The sequence below is a fragment of the Pandoraea sp. genome (assembly GCF_004297875.1).
GTDB lineage: Bacteria > Pseudomonadota > Gammaproteobacteria > Burkholderiales > Burkholderiaceae > Pandoraea.
In genome coordinates this window covers 37,022-57,109 of the sequence record NZ_SCSK01000037.1, presented here as the reverse complement: position 1 = coordinate 57,109, position 20,088 = coordinate 37,022, and the positions used below count along the sequence as shown (strand labels likewise).

The 20,088-nt window shown below is 66.1% G+C and carries 22 protein-coding genes; 11 read left to right on the top strand and 11 right to left on the bottom strand.

Features of this window, described 5'->3' with window-relative positions; all coding sequences use genetic code 11:
* A partial coding sequence (locus tag EPN80_RS11195) for a pyridoxamine 5'-phosphate oxidase family protein (RefSeq protein ID WP_293026805.1) occupies positions 1-548 on the top strand: 548 nt, incomplete at its 5' end.
* A gap of 69 nt (positions 549-617) precedes the next feature.
* Here EPN80_RS11195 and EPN80_RS11190 read toward each other — a convergent pair.
* On the bottom strand, positions 618-1,553 hold the full coding sequence (locus tag EPN80_RS11190; RefSeq protein ID WP_293026802.1) for a DMT family transporter: 936 nt from the start codon (positions 1,551-1,553) through the stop codon (positions 618-620).
* Between the two features lie 88 nt (positions 1,554-1,641).
* Between EPN80_RS11190 and EPN80_RS11185 the strand changes: the two genes are divergently transcribed.
* Positions 1,642-2,556, top strand: a complete 915-nt coding sequence (locus tag EPN80_RS11185) for a LysR family transcriptional regulator (protein WP_293026798.1) — start codon at positions 1,642-1,644, stop codon at positions 2,554-2,556.
* A 37-nt stretch (positions 2,557-2,593) separates the two neighbouring features.
* Here the strand turns inward: EPN80_RS11185 and EPN80_RS11180 are convergent, their stop codons facing one another.
* From EPN80_RS11180 to EPN80_RS11165, 4 genes are all read right to left on the bottom strand, one after another.
* Positions 2,594-2,941 carry a cupin domain-containing protein gene (locus tag EPN80_RS11180; RefSeq protein WP_293026795.1) on the bottom strand — a complete coding sequence of 116 codons (348 nt, stop codon included), beginning with the start codon at positions 2,939-2,941 and terminating at the stop codon, positions 2,594-2,596.
* Between the two features lie 42 nt (positions 2,942-2,983).
* Positions 2,984-3,112: a hypothetical protein gene (locus EPN80_RS11175; RefSeq protein ID WP_293026792.1), complete on the bottom strand. Its 129-nt coding sequence runs from the start codon at positions 3,110-3,112 to the stop codon at positions 2,984-2,986.
* A 91-nt stretch (positions 3,113-3,203) separates the two neighbouring features.
* Positions 3,204-3,812: an amidohydrolase family protein gene (locus tag EPN80_RS11170; RefSeq protein WP_293026789.1), complete on the bottom strand. Its 609-nt coding sequence runs from the start codon at positions 3,810-3,812 to the stop codon at positions 3,204-3,206.
* A gap of 38 nt (positions 3,813-3,850) precedes the next feature.
* Entirely contained in the window at positions 3,851-4,222 is a 372-nt protein-coding gene (locus EPN80_RS11165; RefSeq protein ID WP_293026786.1) for a thiol-disulfide oxidoreductase DCC family protein, read from the bottom strand.
* Positions 4,223-4,319: 97 nt separating this feature from the next.
* Between EPN80_RS11165 and EPN80_RS11160 the strand changes: the two genes are divergently transcribed.
* The 8 genes from EPN80_RS11160 to trpS all read left to right on the top strand — a co-directional run bounded on the left by EPN80_RS11160 (position 4,320) and on the right by trpS (position 12,640).
* Positions 4,320-5,330 carry a MerR family transcriptional regulator gene (locus EPN80_RS11160; protein ID WP_293026783.1) on the top strand — a complete coding sequence of 337 codons (1,011 nt, stop codon included), beginning with the start codon at positions 4,320-4,322 and terminating at the stop codon, positions 5,328-5,330.
* A 48-nt stretch (positions 5,331-5,378) separates the two neighbouring features.
* On the top strand, positions 5,379-6,944 hold the full coding sequence (locus EPN80_RS11155) for a cryptochrome/deoxyribodipyrimidine photo-lyase family protein (protein WP_293026780.1): 1,566 nt from the start codon (positions 5,379-5,381) through the stop codon (positions 6,942-6,944).
* A gap of 2 nt (positions 6,945-6,946) precedes the next feature.
* Complete coding sequence (locus tag EPN80_RS21110) at positions 6,947-7,108, top strand: DUF2256 domain-containing protein (protein WP_293048555.1); 162 nt, start codon at positions 6,947-6,949, stop codon at positions 7,106-7,108.
* Positions 7,105-8,412, top strand: coding sequence for a DASH family cryptochrome (locus EPN80_RS11145; RefSeq protein ID WP_293026775.1), 1,308 nt, complete (start codon positions 7,105-7,107; stop codon positions 8,410-8,412). Before EPN80_RS21110 ends, EPN80_RS11145 begins: the two co-directional genes overlap by 4 nt.
* Entirely contained in the window at positions 8,409-9,950 is a 1,542-nt protein-coding gene (locus EPN80_RS11140) for a cryptochrome/photolyase family protein (protein ID WP_293026773.1), read from the top strand. Before EPN80_RS11145 ends, EPN80_RS11140 begins: the two co-directional genes overlap by 4 nt.
* Positions 9,947-10,681, top strand: a complete 735-nt coding sequence (locus tag EPN80_RS11135) for an SDR family NAD(P)-dependent oxidoreductase (RefSeq protein WP_293026771.1) — start codon at positions 9,947-9,949, stop codon at positions 10,679-10,681. Before EPN80_RS11140 ends, EPN80_RS11135 begins: the two co-directional genes overlap by 4 nt.
* A gap of 121 nt (positions 10,682-10,802) precedes the next feature.
* Positions 10,803-11,414, top strand: a complete 612-nt coding sequence (locus tag EPN80_RS11130; RefSeq protein WP_293026768.1) for a thioredoxin fold domain-containing protein — start codon at positions 10,803-10,805, stop codon at positions 11,412-11,414.
* A gap of 209 nt (positions 11,415-11,623) precedes the next feature.
* Positions 11,624-12,640 (top strand): tryptophan--tRNA ligase, encoded by a 1,017-nt coding sequence (gene trpS / locus EPN80_RS11125; RefSeq protein ID WP_293026765.1) that lies wholly within the window; start codon positions 11,624-11,626, stop codon positions 12,638-12,640.
* Here trpS and EPN80_RS11120 read toward each other — a convergent pair.
* Positions 12,625-13,872 (bottom strand): NADH:flavin oxidoreductase/NADH oxidase family protein, encoded by a 1,248-nt coding sequence (locus EPN80_RS11120; protein WP_293026762.1) that lies wholly within the window; start codon positions 13,870-13,872, stop codon positions 12,625-12,627. The two genes, trpS and EPN80_RS11120, sit on opposite strands and share 16 nt — an antisense overlap.
* A gap of 75 nt (positions 13,873-13,947) precedes the next feature.
* Between EPN80_RS11120 and EPN80_RS11115 the strand changes: the two genes are divergently transcribed.
* Positions 13,948-14,406, top strand: coding sequence for a MerR family transcriptional regulator (locus tag EPN80_RS11115; RefSeq protein WP_293026758.1), 459 nt, complete (start codon positions 13,948-13,950; stop codon positions 14,404-14,406).
* Between the two features lie 30 nt (positions 14,407-14,436).
* On the opposite strand, the gene EPN80_RS11110 is transcribed toward EPN80_RS11115, so the two are convergent.
* From EPN80_RS11110 to EPN80_RS11090, 5 genes are all read right to left on the bottom strand, one after another.
* Positions 14,437-15,273 (bottom strand): class II glutamine amidotransferase, encoded by an 837-nt coding sequence (locus EPN80_RS11110; protein WP_293026755.1) that lies wholly within the window; start codon positions 15,271-15,273, stop codon positions 14,437-14,439.
* A gap of 70 nt (positions 15,274-15,343) precedes the next feature.
* Positions 15,344-15,727 carry an RT0821/Lpp0805 family surface protein gene (locus EPN80_RS11105; protein ID WP_293026753.1) on the bottom strand — a complete coding sequence of 128 codons (384 nt, stop codon included), beginning with the start codon at positions 15,725-15,727 and terminating at the stop codon, positions 15,344-15,346.
* 100 nt (positions 15,728-15,827) lie between these two features.
* Positions 15,828-17,603 carry a chloride channel protein gene (locus EPN80_RS11100; protein ID WP_293026750.1) on the bottom strand — a complete coding sequence of 592 codons (1,776 nt, stop codon included), beginning with the start codon at positions 17,601-17,603 and terminating at the stop codon, positions 15,828-15,830.
* A 5-nt stretch (positions 17,604-17,608) separates the two neighbouring features.
* Positions 17,609-18,013 (bottom strand): helix-turn-helix domain-containing protein, encoded by a 405-nt coding sequence (locus EPN80_RS11095; protein ID WP_293026814.1) that lies wholly within the window; start codon positions 18,011-18,013, stop codon positions 17,609-17,611.
* Between the two features lie 176 nt (positions 18,014-18,189).
* Complete coding sequence (locus EPN80_RS11090) at positions 18,190-20,076, bottom strand: chloride channel protein (protein ID WP_293026747.1); 1,887 nt, start codon at positions 20,074-20,076, stop codon at positions 18,190-18,192.
* Between the last annotated feature and the right edge of the window lie 12 nt (positions 20,077-20,088).

The window sequence follows — 20,088 nt, the reverse complement described above, 5'->3', positions numbered from 1 at the left end:
AACTGCCTGCGCGGGCTGGTCGGCGCATCTGGATTTCAGCGGAAAATCGCACGCAAAACACTCCTGAACATTGCTTCGCTCTTCGTGACGAGGCGCTTTTCAACAGCCTGCTAGGTCATAGTGCGTTCAACCACTCGTATAACTACCGGTCTGTTGTTGTGCAGGGACGTTGCGAGGTTGTGAACGATCCCGAGCAGAAGAAATTTGCGATGCGAGCGTTTGTCGACCATGTCGTCGCAGGCAGATGGGAAACACTGCGCCCCGTCACCGACAGCGAAATGCGCGCTGTAGTCGTGATGCGCATTCGATTAAGTACCGTCTCCGCCAAAGCTCGAGACGAATTCCCGGATAAGGAGACAGACAATCCAGACTGGCCGGTTTGGGTTGGCGTGATTCCAGCCAGACTGGCCTTTGGAGCACCGGAAGCCGATCCTGTGCGCAACAAAGTCTCGCCAGCGCCCGAACAAGTGCGCGAGTATGCCGGCATTGACCGTTTCACGCCAACCTATCGGTTCAAGACCAATTCGCCCGCAGATGAAGGCGATTGAGGCGGCCGTTGCGCGTGCCGCCGTCATATTCCGCCCGCGCATCCGCGGCACCTTGGGTGCACAAATGCTCTAGCACGTCCGCTGCCCGCCCGACGGCGCCAGACGCGTCTGGGCGGGGGCGGCCGGCCGGTCCAGCGCGCCGGACGAAAACAGCACGCCGCCGATCACGAATACCGCGCCGAGCCCTTGCGCCAGGGTCACATGCTCGCCGAGGCTGATGGCGATGACCATCGTGAAGATCGGCACGAGGTCGAAGAACACCGCGGTACGCGCCGGGCCGATGGTGCGGATGCCGTTGTTCCACCACAGATAGGCCATCACCGAGCCGAACAGGGCCATCACCGCGAGCGCCGCGATGTTCGGCGCGGCCGGCACCGGCAGCGTGCCGCCGTGTGTGGCCATGGCCAGGCCGGTGATTGCCGCACCGCCGATCAGCATGGTCGCCGCGGTGGTCTGCAGCGCCGACAGTTGCCGGATGAAGCGCTTGCCGACGATGCTGTAGACGGCCCAGCACAGGTTACCGAGCAGAATCAGTCCATTGCCGCGGCCAAGGGTGAAATGCGCCAGCATGCTCCACGCGCCGCCGGTGACCACCGTCACCACGCCGGTGAAACTGAGCGCGAGGCCCAGCACCTGGCGCCACGAGATCCGGTCGCCGATCACCAGCGCGGTGAGCACCACGGTGATGGTGGGGTTGAGCGTCATGATCAGCGAGCCGTCGACCGACGAGGTCGTTTGCAGCCCATAGAAAAACGCCACGTTGAAGCCGAAGATGCCGAGCAGCGCCATCACGACCAGCGGTGCCAGATTGCGGCGCATGCCCGCCCAGTCGATCCCCTCCTTGTAAAACGTGTAGGCCGCCATTACCGCGCCCGCGGTAATGAACCGCCAGGCGGCCGCGGCCGGCGGGTCCATTGCATGCACGACGTATTTGCCGAGATTGAAGTTGGCGCCCCAGAAAAGCGTGCTCAAAACGAGTGTCAGATAAACCAGGCTCTTTTTCATGATGACTCCCTGTTAGCGAAGACAGGGGTATTATTTGTTTTTCGAATTTGAAAATATACTCAAATAAATTGAATATCATTTTTCAAAAATGAATGACTGGAACGATCTGCGATATTTCCTGGCGGTGGCTCGCAGCGGCGGCCTGTCGCCGGCCGCCGGCGAGCTGGCAGTGAGCCCGGCAACGGTCTCGCGCCGCATCGATGCGCTGGAACAGGCGCTGGGCCTGACGCTGTTCCTGCGACGGCAAACCGGCTATCTGCTTACGGACGAGGGCGAGCGCCTGCTGGCGAGCGCCTTGCCGGTCGAACAGGCGATGCTGGGCTTCGCGCGGCAGGCCGAGGGGGTGGGAAAACAGGCCGAACAGCTGTCAGGCACGGTGCGGGTGGCAGTGCCGGAGACATTGGCCTCCTACTGGATCGCACCGCGTCTGAAGGCGTTTTTGGCGCAATACCCGAAGCTTTGCGTGGAACTCATCGTCGGGGTGAATTACGTCAACCTGTCGCGCCGCGACGCCGACATCGCCGTGCGCATGGCCGCACCGACCCGGGAAGAAGAAGGCGAGTACATCGCGCAACCGCTCGGCGGCCTGCCGTTTGCCGCGTATGTCGCGGCCGACGTCTCGAGCGCCGACCAGGATTGGCGCACCCTGCCCTATCTGGCCGGCGACGATTCGTGGTCGCACCTCGCCATGACGAAATGGCTGCGCGCCACCTTTGCCGGCCAGCCGCCCGCGCTGGCCAGCAACAGCATGAACGTGCAGTACATGGCCGCCTGCCAGGGGCTCGGCGTGGTGGTGCTGCCGACCTTCGTCGGCGATGGCGACGCCCGTCTGCGGCGCGTCGAGCCGGGCCATCACGTCCTGTCGCGCGAGCTATGGATGATGATCCATCGCGACCTGCGCGCCAGTGGGCGCATGAGCGCGATGCGGGAGTTTCTGACGACGATTTTTCGCACGGACGGCAATGGCATCACGACCGGGGCGACTCGGCCGACGGCGCGCTGACCGCGCGGCGTCACGGGATCACTCGCCGGCACCACGCTCAGGTGGGCTTGCCGCCCTCGGGCCCAAAGAAAATGACCCAGGCCCGAAAGTCGGCGCTGAAGGTCTCGAAGCGATGTTCGACGTGCGCCGGCACGAACAGCACGTCGCCGGCGGTAAAGGTGCATACCTCGTCGGTGCGGCGAAAGGTGCCCGAACCCGACGAGACGATGTACAACTCGTCGCGCGCGTGCGGCGACTGCGTGTCGGTCCCGCGTGGCGCGAACAGTTCCACCGACACATCGCCCCGCTCGAACAGTACGGCAAACGGCACCGGCAGGCTCGCCAGCGCATGCGCGGCGTCGGCCTCGGAAATTCTCAGAAGGTCGTCGTTCGGCGTTGCCGCCATATCGGTCCCTCCGGCGCCCTGCGAGCGGGCCCGTTCACAGACTTATAGCGCGTGCTGCACCGTGCGCGCCGAATCCGAAATATCCTGACCGAAACCGGCCACCGTGTTGCAGCCGGCCAGCGACAACAGCGCGCCGGCCAATAGCAGCAATGCAATAAAGCGCTTGAACATAGATCCCTCATGCATGACAAGTTGACTGTGCTGGTCAGCATGGTAGGCAAATCCGCCGATGGGCTCAAGTCATAAATGGCGGGCGCCGCCCTCAGCGCCCGGCAGCGTAAACACGGCGACCGGTTTCGTCCAGCACGTCTTTGCGCGCCTGCGGGCTGAGGCCGGCGGTGGCTGCAAGCGCATGGTTGACCATGTCGGCATACGGAATCATCGTGTCGCCCATGTCGGAGCCCCACATCACATGCCCGGCGCCGAACAGATGCACGGCGCGCTCGACTTGCCCCCGCATCAAAGCCTTGTCGTAATGCACCCGCGCGAAGTTCTCGGTGGTCACCTTCAGATAGACATTGCGATGCCTGGCCAGGGCGGCATACGAGGCGTCGAAGCCATAGCTGGGTGCGCCGATCGGCGCGGGCCACGCGCAATGGTCGAGGACGATCCGGGCGTGCGGGAAGCGCTCGGCCAACTGGCCGATGTCGCGCAGGAATCGAGGGTCCGGGCTGCGCGGATACGGCATCAGCTCGACCACCAGATGCGCCTGGTCGGCGACTTGCCACAGGCGCAACATGCCCTCGCTGGCCAGCCACGGGTAACGGCCATCGGGCGCGCGCTTGCCGATCTTGCGAAAACCGGCCACGCCATGCGCTGCGGCCAGCCGCGCCATCGCGATGATCGAGCACGACGTGTTGCCGCTATACACGGAGCCGCGGCGGGTCACCTAGCGGGCTGCCGCCAGACTCACGCGGCGCGACGCCAGCTGCGCCGCACCTTCAGAAACACGCGATAACCGGGCTCGAGTATCCACAACACCGGCCGGTTGCCAAGCAGGCGGCCGAGCCACGCCCAGCGCGGCAAGTTCAGCCAAAGCGTCGTGAACGCCGCCGCGCCGCTGACCAGGCTGCCGTCGGCGCGGCGCAGATGCAGCCGGGCCAGCGCAGCCTCGCGCGTCAGGCCAGGGCCGAGCGCCTCGGCTGGGCAATGCGTGACATCGATCCACCGTACCGCGTCGGCGCCCGGTTGCCGCCGATACATCGCAATCTCCCGCGAACAGACCGGGCAGGCCCCGTCGTAGTAAAGCGTGGGGGGTGTCGAAGGGGTTTCTTCTGGCATGGCAAATTCCGTTAAATTGAATTCACATACAACTCAATAGGCGCGACTTTGTTGTATTTATCTGTGTAAAATAACTCAAAATCAACTCAACATTACCATGAATCGACCCAAGCGACAGCCGGCGGCAAGGACGGATGTACCTCCGGGAGCATCCTCGGCAACGACATTTCGCAGCGGCACCGTGGCGCGCCTGGCGCGCATGCCGGTGGCCACGCTGCGCATCTGGGAGCAGCGCCATCGGGCGGTGCAGCCTGCCACCGCGCCGTCGGGGCACCGTCTGTATGCGCCAGCCGACGTCGAGCGCGTGATCCTGCTGCGGCAACTGACCGATCAGGGGCATGGCATCGGCACCATTGCCGGCTTGAGCACGAAGCAGTTGCAGGAGCTCATCAACCAGCCAGGTTCATTGCAGGGCACCGCGCGCCCGGCGGCGGCGATGCGGATGGTGGTGGTGGGTCCGGCGCTGGCCGCACGCCTGCAGCGTCCAGCCGTGTCGCAAGGCCTGGCGAAGCCCGCGCGGGTCGTCGCCGCGTTCGACTCGCTGGCTCAAGCGGCACAGGCCGCGCAGGGCAGCGCCGACCTGCTGATCTGGCATGCGCCGGCATTGCACGATGACGTGCCGGCCGAATTGCAGGCCGCCCGACGCGCCTGGGGCATGCCTCGGGTCGCGGTGATCTATCGCTTTGCCGGCAGAGCAGCGACGCAGGCCTTTGCGCAGGCGGGCGTCGTCGCGGTGCGCGAGGCGGCCGGCGACGAGGCGCTCGGCGCGTGGCTGGCGTCGATGCAAACGCCGTCGGCAGCCAGTGCCGCGCAAGCGCGTGCGCCCATCGAGCCGCACGTCGCGATGCCGCCACGCCGCTACGACGACGCCACCCTGACCGCCATCGCCGGCCTGCCGCCGACGCTGGCCTGCGAATGTCCGCGCCATGTCGCCGAACTGTTGATGCAGGTCTCGAGCTTCGAGGCCTACAGCGCGAGCTGCGTCAACCGCAACGACGCGGATGCCGAACTGCATGCGTATCTGCAGCAGGTTGCCGGCGCGGCCCGGGTGCTGTTCGAGTCGGCCATGGAGAGCTTGGCCCGCCATGAAGGTTTGCAACTGCGCTGAGCGGGCATCGGCGCACCCCATGCCCATCCGCACACTGAGACCCGCCTCATGAGCTATTCGGTCGTCTGGTTCAAGCGCGACCTGCGGGTACACGACCACGCGCCGCTGATCGACGCCGCGCAGCGCGGCCCGCTGCTCTGCCTGTACGTCGTCGAGCCGTCGCTCTGGTCGCAGCCCGACTGCGCGTTGCAGCACTACCTTTTTCTGCGGGAGAGTCTGCGCGACCTGTACCGGCAATTGCGGCAGTGCGGCGCCGAACTGCAGATCGCCGTGGGCGAGCTCACCGAGGTGCTGGCACGCCTGCATGCGGCCAGCCCGTTCGAGCGCCTGCTGTCGCACGAGGAGACCGGCAACGGCCATACGTTTGCACGCGATCGGGCGGTGGCCGGCTGGTGTGTCCAGCATAGGGTGACGTGGCAGGAATGGGCGCAACACGGCGTGGTGCGACGCCTGCCCACGCGCGACGTCTGGCACGCGCGGTGGCAGGCGCATATGCATGCGCCCTGTCTGCCTGCGCCTGCCCCGGGCAGCCTGCAGGGTCGCGCGCTGCCGTGGTCACCGCAGCCCTGGCCCGACCCGCAGGCGCTGGGGCTGGCCGAGCACGACCCGCCGCGGCGCCAGCGCGGCGGGCGCACTCTCGCGTTGCAGGTATTGCAGGCGTTTCTGCAAGAGCGCAGCCAGCGCTACCGCGGCGGCATCTCCTCGCCGCTGGGGGCAGCCACCGCCTGCTCCAGACTCTCGCCCTATCTGGCCCTGGGTTGCCTGAGCATGCGCGAGGTGGTGCAAACCACCGAACAGCGCATGCGGCAGCTCGAGGCATGCGAGGCGCCCGGCGCGAGCTGGCAGCGGCAGGGGTTGGCCGCGTTCGTGAGCCGGCTGCACTGGCATTGCCACTTCATCCAGAAACTCGAATCCGAGCCGGCAATGGAATACCGGAACCTGCACCGGGGATACGACGGCTTGCGCGAGGACGAATGGGACGACGCGCACTTCGAAGCCCTGGTGGCCGGACGCACCGGCTGGCCGATGGTCGACGCCTGCGTAGCGATGCTGCGCGAGACCGGCTGGCTCAACTTCCGCATGCGGGCGATGCTGGTGTCGGTGGCGGCCTATCCGCTCTGGCTGCATTGGCGGCCAGTGGGCCTGTGGCTGGCGCGCCAGTTCCTCGACTATGAGCCCGGCATTCACTGGAGCCAATTGCAGATGCAGGCCGGCACCACCGGCATCAACACAACGCGCGTCTACAACCCCATCAAGCAGGCGCGGGACCACGATCCGCAAGGCCATTTCGTGCGCCGCTGGCTGCCGTCCATGCGTCGGGTGCCGGATGCCTGGCTGTGGCAGCCGTGGCTGATGCCGGCCGACCTGCAGGCGCGCTGCGGGGTGCGCGTGGGCGAGGAGATTCCCGTGCCGCCGGTCGACCTGGAGAACGCGACGCGCATCGCCAAGGCACGCGTGCACGCGCTGCGGGCTCGGCCGGAGGTGCGCGCGGCCAAGGCGGGCATCGTCGAAAAGCACGGCTCGCGCCTGCAGCGCGACACTGGCCGGCGGCCACGGCGCTCGAGTTCGGCAGCGACCGGGGTCGAAGCCAGGCAGCAAAGTCTGGACTTCTAACCATGCATAAAAAACCGCACTTGCCCGAGAAGCTTTGCCAGCACTGCGGCTTGCCCTTCGCCTGGCGCAAGAAGTGGCGCAACGTCTGGACCGAAGTGAAGTACTGCTCCGAGCGCTGCCGCCATGAGCACAAACGCGCCGGCGGCGGCAGGAGCGACGCATGAGCACGGTCCTGTTCTGGTTTCGCAATGACTTCAGGCTGCATGACCAGCCAGCCTTGCACACGGCGTGTGCCGGCGAGCCGCGCTACCTGCTGCCCGTGGTTTGCCTGCCGGATCCGGACGAAATCACACCGTGGGGCTTCGCGCGCATGGGGCCGCATCGCCGAGCCTGGCTGGCCGATGCGTTGCATGACCTCGAGCGCCAACTGGCACGGCTGAATTGTCCGTTGCTGATATGCGCCGGGCCGCCCGCGACCGCGCTGCCGCAATTGGCGCGCGCGGTGGGAGCCAGCGCCGTAGTGTGCGAAGAAATCGCCGCGCCGCAGGAACAGGCGGAAGTCGCTGCGCTGCGCGCCGCCGGGCTGACGGTGCGCACCGTCTGGCAAAGCACCCTGCTCGACCCTGCCAGCCTGCCCTGGCCGGTGCAGGCGCTGCCCGCAAGCTTCACGCCGTTTCGGCAAGCGGTGGAACGGCTGGAACTCGCGCCGCCCGCGCCGTTGCCGCCGCCCACGGCGCTGCCGCCCTGGCCGCCCGGCTTTGCGCCGCCTGCATCGCTGCGCGTGGCGGCGCCGGCCGGCGCCGCTCGCCCGGCCGATGCGCGCGCATCGTTTCCCTACGGCCATCCCGGGTGGCACGGCGGCGAGACCGCCGGGCTCGCGCATCTGGCGCGCTACCTGGCGCGCGGGCTGCCCGTCACCTACAAGCAAACCCGCAACGCGCTGTGCGGCGTGGATTTCTCCAGCAAATGGTCGCCCTGGCTCGCCACCGGCGCACTCTCGGTGCGGCGCATCGTCGCCGAGCTGCGCCGGTTCGAGGCCGCGCATGGGGCCAGCGACGGCAGCTACTGGTTGTGGTTCGAGTTGCTGTGGCGCGATTACTTTCGCTTCGTGCATCTGCAGCATGGCGCGAAGCTGTATCGCGAGCGCGGACTGAGCGCGGCGCCACGCCGTCCGAAAAACCATCCGCATGATGCGCGGGCCCTCGAGCGCTGGCGCCAGGCATCGACCGGCGCGCCGCTGATCGATGCGGCGATGCGCGAGTTGACGGCGACCGGTTATATGAGCAACCGGCTGCGCCAGGTGAGCGCGAGCTACCTGGTGCATGAGCTGGGAGGCGACTGGCGCGCCGGCGCCGCCTGGTTCGAGTCGCAGCTGCTCGATTACGACGTCTACAGCAACCAGGGCAACTGGCTGTATATCGCGGGCCGGGGCAACGACCCACGCGGCGGACGCCGCTTCAATCTCGACAAACAGGCCGCGGAGCACGACCCGCAGGGCACCTACCGGCAACGATGGAGCGCGCCATGAGCAGCACCGGCAACACTCTTCGCCTGATTCTCGGCGACCAGCTCAACCCCCGGCACTCGTGGTTCCGAACCGTCGATCCGCAGGTGATTTACGTCCTCATGGAGGTACGGCAGGAAACCGACTACGTGCTGCATCATGCGCAAAAGATCCTGGCCATCTTTGCCGCGATGCGCGACTTCGCCCGGCAGCTGCGCGCCGCCGGGCACCGCGTGCGCTACATCGCGCTGGATGACGCGAGCAACCGCCAATCGATCACGGAGAACCTCACCGCGCTGGCGCGGCACTACCAGGCCCGGCATGTCGAATGGCAAGCCCCCGACGAATGGCGGCTCGACGAACAGCTGCGGGCCTGGGCGGCGCAGCAATCGTTGACGACGGCGCAAGTCGACAGCGAGCATTTTCTGACCACGCGCACCGAGATGGCCGAGCTGTTCGCCGGGCGCAAGCAGTGGCTGATGGAACATTTCTATCGGCACATGCGGCGGCGCTTTGCGCTGTTGCTCGACGCGCAGGGCAAGCCCGAAGGCGCGCAGTGGAATTTCGATCACGACAACCGCAAGCCTTGGCCGGGCTCGCCGGCCGAGCCGGTCGACGCGCGCCCGGTGCACGATCACCGCGAGCTATGGGAGATGCTGCAGCGCTGTGGTGTTGCCAGTTTCGGCGACCCGCAGGCCGGGCACATGCGCTGGCCGGTCAGTCGCGACGAGGCGCTGATGTGCATGGAGGCTTTCATGCAGACCACGCTGCGCCACTTCGGCGATTTCGAGGACGCGATGAGCAGCCGCGCCCAGCGCCTGTTCCACTCGTTGCTGTCATTCGCACTGAACGTGAAAATGCTCGATCCGCTCGAACTGGCCAGGCGCGCCGAGGCAGCCTACCGCAGCGGCGATGCGCCGCTGGCCGCGGCCGAGGGGTTCATCCGCCAAATCATCGGCTGGCGCGAGTACGTGCGCGGCATCTATTGGTCGCAGATGCCCGGGTATGAACAGCGCAATGCGCTCGACCATCACACCCCATTGCCCGACTGGTTCTGGAGCGGCAAGACGCGCATGCGCTGCCTGCAACAGGCGATCGGCCAGTCGCTGCAAACGGCCCATGCCCATCATATCCAGCGCCTGATGGTGATCGGCAATTTCGCGCTGCTCGCCGGCCTGGATCCGCAAGCGCTGCACGGCTGGTATCTGGGCGTGTATATCGATGCCTTCGAATGGGTGGAGCTGCCCAATACCCTGGGCATGAGCCAATGGGCCGACGGCGGCCTGATCGCCACCAAGCCGTATGTCAGCAGCGGCGCATATATCCATCGCATGAGCGATTACTGCGACGGCTGCGCCTACGATCACAAACAGAAGCTGGGCGCGCAAGCGTGCCCGTTCAATGCGCTGTACTGGGATTTTTTCGTGCGCCACACCGCTACGCTGGGCCGTAACCCGCGCCTGGGCATGGTGTACCGGCAACTGCAGAAAATGCCCGACGAGCAGCGTGAAGCGCTGCACGCGCAGGCTGCCGGGATTCGCTCGCGCCTGGGCGACCTATGAACCTCTCGACGACGACTCACGCCATGGACACGATGCACTCCCTGCCACCGAACTATCGCGCGCTGGTCATCGGCGCGTCCGGCGCGATCGGCGCGGCGATGGTCGCCCATCTCCAGCGTGATGCGCGCTGCGCCCAGGTGCTGACGCTCAGCCGGCACGGCATGCCTGCGGTGGACTTCGAAGACGAAGCGAGCATCGCAAATGCGGCTGCCCAATTGCGCGAGCAGGGGCCCCTGCATTTGCTGATCATTGCCACCGGCATGCTGCACGGCGCGCATGGCTTGCCGGAAAAGCGGCTGGGCCAGCTCAACTACGATCAGCTGACGGCCAGCTTCGCGATCAACGCCTTCGGTCCGGCCGTGGCGCTGGCGCATTTCTCGCCATTGCTCGCGCGGCACGAGCGCAGTCTCGTCGGCGTGCTGTCGGCCAAGGTCGGCAGCATCACCGACAATCGCCTGGGCGGCTGGTATGGCTATCGCGCCTCCAAGGCCGCGCTGAACATGATGCTCAAGACGGCGGCCATCGAGCTGGCGCGCACGCACCCGCAGACGGTGGTGGCAGCGCTTCACCCCGGCACCGTCGACTCGCCACTATCGGCGCCTTTCCAGATGGCGCGCAACAAGCGGCCGGCGACGCAGGCGGCCGGTGAACTGCTGCGGGTGCTCGACGGCTTGCCCGCTCACGAGACCGGCAGCTTCTGGGCCTACGACGGCCAGCGCCTGCCGTGGTAGCCGGCGTCGCAGCGGCCCGGCCCGGGTGCGCAAGCCAACGGTGCAGCCGCGCCAAACGGGTCATCGCGCTCGGTGGTAAAGTTCACTTCGCATCGAATCGGAGCCGTTTATGTTGAGATTTATGAAACTTGCCGCTATCACCGCTATCGCCGCAACTGGCGCGGTATCTTGCCTGGCCATCGCCGCGACGCAGCCGCCGCCGAATTACATGCCCGCCTCGGCTGCCGCATCGTTCGAGCACGCCCCGGCGATCGTCGAGGGCGCCTCGGGCGCTCACGTCAAATCGACGATTTACGTCTTCATGGATCCCAATTGCATCTTCTGCCATTACACCTGGGAAGCTCTCCAACCCTATGAGGCGGCCGGTTTGCAGGTGCACTGGATCCCCATGGGTTTTCTGAAACCGGACTCCGCCGGCAAGGCCGCGGCATTGCTGCAGGCAGCCAACGGCCCTGCACTGCTGCATGAGCTCGAGACGAAATTCTCGGAGGAAAAGGAATCGGGCGGCATCGCGCCACTGGCGAAGGTACCGGCGGCGACGAAGGCCAAGCTCGACGCCAACGCCAAACTGTTCACGTCGTTCGGATTCGACGGCACGCCGGCCATCATTTACAAAACCGGCGATGGACGCTGGGCCAGTCTCGATGGCCTGCCGCATCTGAGCGCGTTGCCGGGCATACTGAATTTGCCCGAGCAGCCGATCACCAATCCGTCCCTGGCACGGTTTCGCTGATTGATGTTCGTGCGGGCGCGCTGCCGCCGCGCTATACTCATCCCATGAACCGCGAACCGACCACGCAAAATCTCTATCGCTGGTGGCGCGCCTGAATCCGGCGGCCCGTTCGTTCACATCTATCGAAAGCACGATGCCGCCAGTCCTGGCGGCATTTTCGTTTCTGCATGCGCGTGGCTGGCGGTGTCATCAACCGGAGCATTGCAGCCATGACATCGACACCCCGACCCATTATCCTGACCGGCGACCGGACCACCGGCCCGCTGCACCTGGGCCATTATGCCGGCTCGCTGCGCGCGCGTGTCGCGCTTCAGCATGAGGCCCGCCAATTCCTGCTGCTGGCCGATACGCAAGCCATGACAGACAATGTCGGGCGCCACCAGAAAGTCACCGGGAATGTGCTCGAGGTCGCGCTCGACTATCTCGCCGTCGGGATCGATCCGGCCCTGTCGACGATCGTCGTTCAGTCGCAGGTGCCGGAGCTGGCCGAGCTGTTCCAGTATCTGTTGAACCTGGTGACGGTGGCTCGCCTCGAGCGCAATCCGACCATCAAGGAGGAAATGCGTCTGCGCGGCTTCGAGCGCGATATCCCGGCCGGCTTTCTGACCTATCCGGTCAGTCAGGCGGCCGATATCACCGCGTTCAAGGCGACCCATGTGCCGGTCGGCGATGACCAGTTACCGATGATCGAGCAGACCAACGAGTTGGTGCGCCGCTTCAATCATACGGTCGCACAACCGGTGCTGGTCGAGTGCGAGGCCGTGCTCTCGCAGGTCGCGCGGCTGCCCGGCGTCGACGGCCGCGCCAAGATGAGCAAATCGCTGGGCAATGCGATCACGCTGGGCGCCACGCCCGACGAAATCACCCGGGCGGTCAACGCGATGTATACCGACCCGAACCACCTGCGCGTGAGCGACCCTGGGCAGGTCGAAGGCAACGTCGTGTTCGCCTTCCTCGACGCATTCGAGCCGGACGCCGCGAAACTGGCCGAGCTCAAGGCGCATTACCGGCGGGGCGGGCTGGGCGACACCGCCCTCAAGCGCATGCTCGACGAACGGCTGCAGGCGCTGATCGCGCCGATCCGCACGCGCCGCGCCGAGTTTGCACAGGATCGCGCCGAGGTGCTGGCCATTCTGCGGCGCGGCACGATGCGCGCGCGCGAGGTGGCCGCGCAGACGCTCTCGGAGGTCAAGGGCGCGCTGGGGTTGCGTTACTTCGAGGTTTGAGCGGCGCTCAGGGCCGCGCGCCACCGACGGTAGCGACGCGTGTGGCAGGCAGTCGCGAGCTGGCCCAGCATCAGCGCCCTGAGCGGCGAGACGGCGGGATCGGCGGCACGCCCCCGGCTCAGACGCCTGAGCTGAAACGTGACGACCGCCATGTTGGCCAGCGATCCGAGCACTTTGTTCTTCCAGGCGATCGGGCGCAGCATCGGCGCGTCGTCGCGCCCCGCCAGCCAGTCGCGCGGCAGGTTCGGCGCGATGGACAAGGCCGTCGCCATGCCGACCATCGCGACGCCGCTGTGGACCACCCGCTCGGCCACCTCGCGGCGGCGAATGCCGCCGGTCACCATCAGGGGCATTTGCGCGATCGCCGCGATATCACGCGCGAACTCCAGGAAGTAGGCTTCGCGCGCCAGCGTGCGCCCGTCGCGTGCCTGCCCCTGCATCGCCGGCGCCTCGTAGCTCCCGCCCGACAACTCGACCAGATCGACGCCCAGCGGATTGAGCATCTCGACCACCTGCCTGGCATCGTCGGCATCGAAGCCGCCGCGCTGGAAATCGGCTGAATTCAGCTTGACCGCCACGGCAAAGCCGGGCGAGACCGCGCTGCGCACCGAGCGCACAATGCGCACCAATAAGCGGGCGCGGTTTTCAATGCTGCCGCCCCATTGATCCTGCCGCCGGTTGGTCAGCGGTGACAGGAACTGGCTGAGCAGGTAACCATGCGCGGCGTGGATCTCCACGCCCGTGAAGCCGCTTTGCTCGGCGAGCACCGCACTGCGGGTGAAGCGTCGCTCAACCTCGGCGAGATCCTTATCCGTCATGGCTTTGGGCACCGCGAACCGTTTGGACAAACTGCCGAGATCCAGCGCCACCGCCGAGGGTGCGAGTGTCGTCTGCCCCAGCGCGGCCTGCATCTGGCGCCCCGGGTGATTGATCTGCATCCAGACCTGCGCGCCATGCGCGCGGGCAATTTGCGCCCAACGACGAAAGCGCTCGAGATGAGCGTCGTCTTCGAGCACCACGCCGTTCGGGCCAGTCATCGCCCGGCTGTCGACCATCACATTGCCGGTGAGAATGAGGCCCGCACCACCTCGGGCCCAGGCATCGTACAGGCGCAACAGTGCATCGGATGGCGCATGGTCGGCATCGGCCATGTTTTCCTCCATCGACGCCTTGGCCAGGCGGTTCGGAATCTCGGCGCCATTGGGCAGCGCAAGGGGCGTGAACAGCTTCATCGGTATTTCCTCGATTGACGACCGAGCAACCTTAACTTTAAAGTTAACTTTAATGTCAAGCACCGGGAAAACGTCATGAAAATCGGCGAATTGGCGAAACTGAGCGGCCTTGCCGCCTCACGAATCCGCTTCTACGAAGCGCAGGGCTTGCTGCCGCCCGCGCAGCGCCAGTCCAACGGGTATCGCGAATACGATCCGCAAACCCTGACTCGCCTGGAAATCATCAACTGCGCGCAAGGCGCCGGGTTTTCGCTGGAGGAAATCCGGGCAGTCTTGCCGCCCGATCTGGAAGCATGGCCACATGCGGCGCTGCTCGAGACCATTCAGCGCAAAATCGACGAGATCGAGTTGCTGGAACGACGCCTGGCGCAAAGCAAGCGCCACCTGCGTACGCTCATCGACGACATCACGCACAAGACCGAAGGCGAAGACTGCAAGGTAGCCACCCGGCGCGTACTCGACAAATTGCGCCAGGGCGCTACGGCCTCGGCAGCGGCGAAGCCGCGCACGCGCGCCGCCGGCAAACGCGCGTAGCCGGACGACGGCCGGCCACGCACCGGCGCGTCAACTCCGCACGCGCGGCGCGAACACCTGTTGCGTGATTTTGCCGCGGCGCGCGACCACGGCCGTGCTCTCCGGGATCGCTTCCCACGCGTCGTGCAGATCGACCAGCGGCTCGGAGAGCACCAGGAAGGCGTCTTCGCCGACCGCGCTGATACGCGGATCGTGCGGGTAGAGCTCATGCAGATGCTTGAAAGATGTGCTGTGAAACAGCGTGCGCGACTGATGCTCGCTGGAGTAGCGCACCGCCACGATCTGCTCGCCGTCGGTCGCGCAGACCGTCATGTTGAGCGGATTCTCGACGCCGTGGCTGGCGGCGATCTGCTCGATGCGCCCGGCCATGCGTTCGAGCGCGGCAACCGGCTGCTGCTCGAGCCCGTACGTCAGCGCCAGGTAGAACATCACCTCCGAGTCGGTCGACCCTTCGATCGCCCCGAACAGCGCCGGATCGATGCTCAGCATCAGGTCGCGACGCAAGGCGTGGAAGTCGCGAATCAACCCGTTGTGCGCGAACAGCCAGCGGTTATGGCGAAACGGGTGGCAATTGGTCTCCTGCACCGGCGTCTCGGTGGCCGCGCGAATATGGGCGATGAACAGCGGCGAGCGAATCGCACGCGCGGCCTCGCGTAAATTGCGGTCGTGCCAGGCGGGGCTCACGCTGCGGTAAAGAAACGGCGCTTCGTGCGGCTGGCCGTACCAGCCGATGCCGAAGCCGTCACCGTTGGTGGTAGTCGCGCCCATGCGCGAGTGCAGGCTTTGATCGATCAGCGAGTGCTTGGCCCGAAACACGACCGTCTCGAGCTGGATGGGGTTTCCGGTATAGGCAAGCCAGCGGCACATGGGAGTTCTCCGAATCATGCCCCGGCCGGCGGCGGCGCGTCCGACCGCCCCGGCACTGGGGCGTTGTGGATTAACGCCGCGTCAGTTGCCACTTCCCATCGGCGGTCCTGCACAGGTTGGGGTAAAAGGCCTGCTTCTGCCCCTTGCTGTACAGCACCACGACCAGGTCGCGGCAGGTCTGGGTCACCGTCTTGACGGTCTTTTGCGGCGTGATGGCCGCCGTCACCACCACCGGGTTGCCCGTGCCCTCGTTGCTCCAGCGCGTGGTCTGTCCGTCGCGATTGTGCTCGGCCACATTGGCGACCGACTGGTAAAGGGCATCGCTGTCGCGGTCCTGCAGGAAGGTCATCGGGGTGTCGTGCAGAAAGCCGAGATTGCTCTGGGCGTATAGCGGACTGACTGCCGACAGCGCGGCGGCGGCGCATAGCAGGGCGAGCATGCGGGCTGGCTTCATGGGGGCGATCTCCATCGGATGGTTCGACAAAAACGTCTTGGCCCCCTATTGTATGCGCTCCCAGCCCTCATCCGTGGCCGCCCCGACGGCCGCCACGACGCTACACGGACTTTTCGGTGGGCTTTCTGCGCCGCCAGCGCATTGCCGCATGTCCCATGAGCCGCTCGCGCTTTTGCTCCTCGTCGAGCCAGGTGCGCGACGGCTTGACCAGATCGCTGCGGGCGATGATGCCTATCAGGCGGGTCGAACCGGCACGCTCGACCACTGGCAGGCGCTCGAGCGCGTGCGTGGCAAGGCAAGCGGCGACCTCGCGGCAGGTCTCGCCTGGCACGGCTACCAGCGGGGGATTGGCGCCATAGAGCGTGCGCACTGCCGCCTCGTGGTTTTCCTGTTTGAGCAGCGTGGCCCGATCGAGCATGCCAATCACGTGCTGTTGGTCGTCGACCACCGGGAATGCGCGGTGCATTTGCTGCGGGCCGAAATAGGTCGCCAGCGTCTGGCCGATCGTCATGGCGGCGGGAATGGATTGCACATCGCGCGTCATCACATCTTCGACGTATTGCCGCTCGAGCGGATCGACACTGTATTCGCGGTAGATATGAAAACCGCGCCGAGCGATTTTCTCGGTCATGATCGAGCGCTTCATCGCCAGCACCGTGAAGCCGTACGAGATGCCGGTGGCCAGCAGCAGCGGCAGCAGCGCATTGACGTCATGCGTGAGTTCCAGCGAGAAGATCGTCGCCGTGAGCGGCGCGCCAAGCACGCCCGCGAGCACTGCGGCCATGCATACCAGCGGCCAGACATGCGAGCCGCCGCCGGGCAGCACCGGGGCGAGCACGGTGCCCAGGCCGGCGCCGATCATCAGCAACGGGGCCAGCACGCCGCCGGAAGTAGTCGAGCCCAGCGCGATCGACCAGATGATCGCCTTGACCACCAGCAGCGCCAGCGCGCTGCTGACCGCCAGATGCGCATTGAGCAGGTCGGCGATGACGTCGTAGCCCACGCCCAGCGCGCGCGGTTGAAGGTAGCCGCCAACGCCCACCAGCACGCCGCCGATGGCCGGCCACCACATCCAATGCACCGGCAGTTTCTCGAAGGTGCTTTCGATCTTGTGCAGCGCGGCGGTCATCAGCGCCGACAGGCCGCCGCCCAGCAGGCCGGCGACCACGCAGGAGGCCAGCGCCGCGATGCCAAGCGTGCCGGTCTGCAGCGGAAAGAGCGGACCGGCCTCGAACACGAACACCCGCGTGAAATCGGCCACCGAGCAGGCCACGATGACCGGCAGCAGGCTGCGCGGGCGCCATTCGAACAGCAGCAGCTCTACCGCCAGCAGCACGGCCGCTACCGGGGTGCCGAAAATGGCCGTCATGCCCGCGCCGGCGCCGGCGACCAGCAGCGTTTTGCGCTCGGCCGCGGTGAGCTTGAAGTGCTGCGCAATCAACGAACCGATCGCACCACCCGTCATAATGATCGGGCCTTCCGCACCGAACGGGCCGCCGCTGCCGATGACGATGCCCGACGAAATCGGCTTGAGCACCGCGACTTTCGGCGACATGCGGCTCTTGCCGAACAGAATCGCCTCGATGGCTTCGGGGATGCCGTGCCCGCGAATCTTGTCGGAGCCGAAGCGCGCGATCACGCCGACGACCAACCCGCCGATGGCCGGCATCGCGATCACCCACAGCCCAAGGTGATTGTCCGCCGGCGAGCGCAGCGCGAAGGAGAACGTCTGGTAAAAAAACAGATTGGTAAAGAAGTAAATCAGCTTGAGCAGCACCCAGGCCGTCGGCGTGCCGAGCGCGCCGACGACGGCGGCGAGCAGGGAGATGCCGAGCAGTCCGGAATTGGCTGCGAAATCGCGCTTAAGAGAATGCATGGAATTCAGTGGTTGATACAGAAGTCAGAGGTTTTAAATATTTTTTCAAGCGTCTCGAGTTCGGCCCGATGCCGGGCCGCCAGCGCGCGCAGGAAGTATTCGCCGCGCGCCAATAAATGCACCTCGACCTGGCGCCGGTCGAGCGAACTGCTCTTGCGCGACACCAGCTGAAGCTTCTGCGCGCGCGACACCAGCGCCACAACGCCGTGGTGGCTCATCTGCAGCCGCTCGGCCAGCTCGCCCACAGTGGCCCAATTGCGCTCCGGAAAGCCCTTGAGGTGCAAGAGCAAAAGATATTGGTGCGGCGTGATACCGGCCTGTTGGGCCGCGTTCTCGCTAAAGCGCTGGAAGCAACGCAACCGATAGCGGAGCTCGGAAAGCGTCTCGAAATCCCGTTTGCCGATATCCATCAATGCATTTCCTCTGGCGTCGAGCCCCTGCAATGCAGCCGCTTCGCCCGATCGCCAGCGCCACGCATCGACGTCCATGATCGACCCGGGCTCGATGGAACGAGAATATATCACAATGTGATCTATTTGCCGGAACCCCGAGCGACGGGCAGCGTCCCGCTTTTGCATGAAAAAGCCTAATCCTTGATGCGCAGGCGCCCGCCGGACAGACGGAAGATGCGCCGCACGCTGAGCACGCGCTCCTGCAGGCGTTCCTCCTGCAGGTCGCGCAAACGCGCTTCGAGCAAGTCGACCAGCGTCAGCATGCCGATGACCTTGCGGGGGTTCTCGCGCGTGACGACCGGCACGCGCGTCACATGCTTTTCGGCGTAGAGATAGGCCGCCTCACGCAGCGTCATGTCGGGGTAGCAGACCATTGGCGTCTGCACCATGACCGAATCGATGAGCGTCTCGGGCGGAATGTCGTCGGCCAGCGCGGCGCCCAGCATATCGCGGCGCGTGACGATGCCGGCCAGCAGATTGGCCTCGTCGAGCACCGGGTAGACCCGCTGGCGGTTCTGCACGTCGCGCAGATGGCGCTGGGTCGAGGCGAATCCGACAGCCGCTTCACGCAGCGGCGTGCCGCACCGGAAACTGATGAAGTCGCGCTGCATGACCTCGCGCACCATCAGCACTTCGAGCGGGTCGATCGAGTATTCGCGCGTCAGGTGAAGGCCCTTGCGCACCACCTTCTCGGTCAGCACCGAACGCTTGAGCAGCAGCGCCGACAGGCCAAAGGCACAGCTCGACGAGATCGCCAGGGGCAGCAGCGCCGGCCAGTCGTGGGTCAGCTCCAGCGCGAAGATCACGCCCGTCAGCGGCGAGCGCATGACGCCGCCGACCACGGCCGCCAGGCATACCAGCGGCCAGAAGCCGGGCGCCACGGCGGGGAACACGAGCGACAGCAGGCCGCCGAGCGCCGCGCCGATCATGAAGGTCGGCGCGAGCACCCCGCCCGAGGTTCCCGAGCCGAGCGACAGCGACCAGATCAGCGTCTTGACGATCAGGATGCCGACGATCAACGAGAGCGTAGCGCCGCCGGTGAGCAGCAGGTCGATCACGTCGTAGCCGACGCCCAGCGCGCGCGGCTCGATCAGGCCGCCCACACCGACGATCAGGCCCCCGATCGCGGGCCACCACATCCAATGGATCGGCAACTTGCGGAATATGTCTTCGGACAAATATACCAGTTGCGTGGCGACCAGCGCCAGGAAGCCGCCGGTCGCACCGCACAGCACGCACAGCAGGTATTCCAGCGGCGTGAGCATGGGCGCCTGCACCGGCACCGGAAAAATCGGCTGGCCGCCAAGCAGCGGAACGCGCACGATGGCGGCCATCACCACGGCCGCGGCCACCGGCAAATAGCTGCGCGGGCGCCACTCGAAAAGCAGCAGCTCGACAGCCAGCAACAGCGATGCCAGCGGGGCGTTGAAGGTGGCCGCCATGCCGGCAGCCGCGCCGGCCACCAGCAACGTCTTGCGCTCATCGGCGGCGAAACTGAAAAATTGCGCAAGCAGCGAGCCAAAGGCGCCGCCGGTCATGATGATCGGCCCTTCGGCGCCGAACGGGCCGCCTGTGCCGATCGCGATCGCCGCCGAGATCGGCTTGAGCAGCGCAACGCGCGGCTTGATCTTGCTGCCGCCGCGCAAAATGGCGTCGATCGCCTCCGGCATGCCGTGCCCGCGAATCGCCTCGGACCCGTAGCGCGCCATCAGTCCCACCAGAACGCCGCCCAGCACGGGCGCCAGCAAAATCAGCGCCGCCGGGTGATGGGTGGCGCCAGGCGCAACCAGGCCGACTTCAAAGCGCTGATAGAAAACCAGGTTGGTGATCAGGCCGATCAGGCGCAGCAGAGCCCAGGCGATGAGCCCGCTGGCCGCACCGATCACGCACGCGAACAGCGAAATATAGAACGTGCGCGAGGTTACAGTGAAGTCGCCGAGATGGCGAGGAATCGCGTCCGCCGGCGCGGCCTGCGCCGTGGACTCGTCGGGGGGCTGGGCATCCGCTTGCCTCGCGCTCATAGGTAGCCTACC

Bases quoted from the DNA above. Each gene is read 5' to 3' on its own strand.
- EPN80_RS11190 (WP_293026802.1), bottom strand. From the start codon at position 1,553: ATGAAAAAGAGCCTGGTTTATCTGACACTCGTTTTGAGCACGCTTTTC.
- EPN80_RS11185 (WP_293026798.1), top strand. From the start codon at position 1,642: ATGAATGACTGGAACGATCTGCGATATTTCCTGGCGGTGGCTCGCAGC.
- EPN80_RS11180 (WP_293026795.1), bottom strand. From the start codon at position 2,941: ATGGCGGCAACGCCGAACGACGACCTTCTGAGAATTTCCGAGGCCGAC.
- EPN80_RS11175 (WP_293026792.1), bottom strand. From the start codon at position 3,112: ATGTTCAAGCGCTTTATTGCATTGCTGCTATTGGCCGGCGCGCTGTTG.
- EPN80_RS11165 (WP_293026786.1), bottom strand. From the start codon at position 4,222: ATGCCAGAAGAAACCCCTTCGACACCCCCCACGCTTTACTACGACGGG.
- EPN80_RS11160 (WP_293026783.1), top strand. From the start codon at position 4,320: ATGAATCGACCCAAGCGACAGCCGGCGGCAAGGACGGATGTACCTCCG.
- EPN80_RS11155 (WP_293026780.1), top strand. From the start codon at position 5,379: ATGAGCTATTCGGTCGTCTGGTTCAAGCGCGACCTGCGGGTACACGAC.
- EPN80_RS21110 (WP_293048555.1), top strand. From the start codon at position 6,947: ATGCATAAAAAACCGCACTTGCCCGAGAAGCTTTGCCAGCACTGCGGC.
- EPN80_RS11145 (WP_293026775.1), top strand. From the start codon at position 7,105: ATGAGCACGGTCCTGTTCTGGTTTCGCAATGACTTCAGGCTGCATGAC.
- EPN80_RS11140 (WP_293026773.1), top strand. From the start codon at position 8,409: ATGAGCAGCACCGGCAACACTCTTCGCCTGATTCTCGGCGACCAGCTC.
- EPN80_RS11135 (WP_293026771.1), top strand. From the start codon at position 9,947: ATGAACCTCTCGACGACGACTCACGCCATGGACACGATGCACTCCCTG.
- EPN80_RS11130 (WP_293026768.1), top strand. From the start codon at position 10,803: ATGAAACTTGCCGCTATCACCGCTATCGCCGCAACTGGCGCGGTATCT.
- trpS (WP_293026765.1), top strand. From the start codon at position 11,624: ATGACATCGACACCCCGACCCATTATCCTGACCGGCGACCGGACCACC.
- EPN80_RS11120 (WP_293026762.1), bottom strand. From the start codon at position 13,872: ATGAAGCTGTTCACGCCCCTTGCGCTGCCCAATGGCGCCGAGATTCCG.
- EPN80_RS11115 (WP_293026758.1), top strand. From the start codon at position 13,948: ATGAAAATCGGCGAATTGGCGAAACTGAGCGGCCTTGCCGCCTCACGA.
- EPN80_RS11110 (WP_293026755.1), bottom strand. From the start codon at position 15,273: ATGTGCCGCTGGCTTGCCTATACCGGAAACCCCATCCAGCTCGAGACG.
- EPN80_RS11105 (WP_293026753.1), bottom strand. From the start codon at position 15,727: ATGAAGCCAGCCCGCATGCTCGCCCTGCTATGCGCCGCCGCCGCGCTG.
- EPN80_RS11100 (WP_293026750.1), bottom strand. From the start codon at position 17,603: ATGCATTCTCTTAAGCGCGATTTCGCAGCCAATTCCGGACTGCTCGGC.
- EPN80_RS11095 (WP_293026814.1), bottom strand. From the start codon at position 18,013: ATGGATATCGGCAAACGGGATTTCGAGACGCTTTCCGAGCTCCGCTAT.
- EPN80_RS11090 (WP_293026747.1), bottom strand. From the start codon at position 20,076: ATGAGCGCGAGGCAAGCGGATGCCCAGCCCCCCGACGAGTCCACGGCG.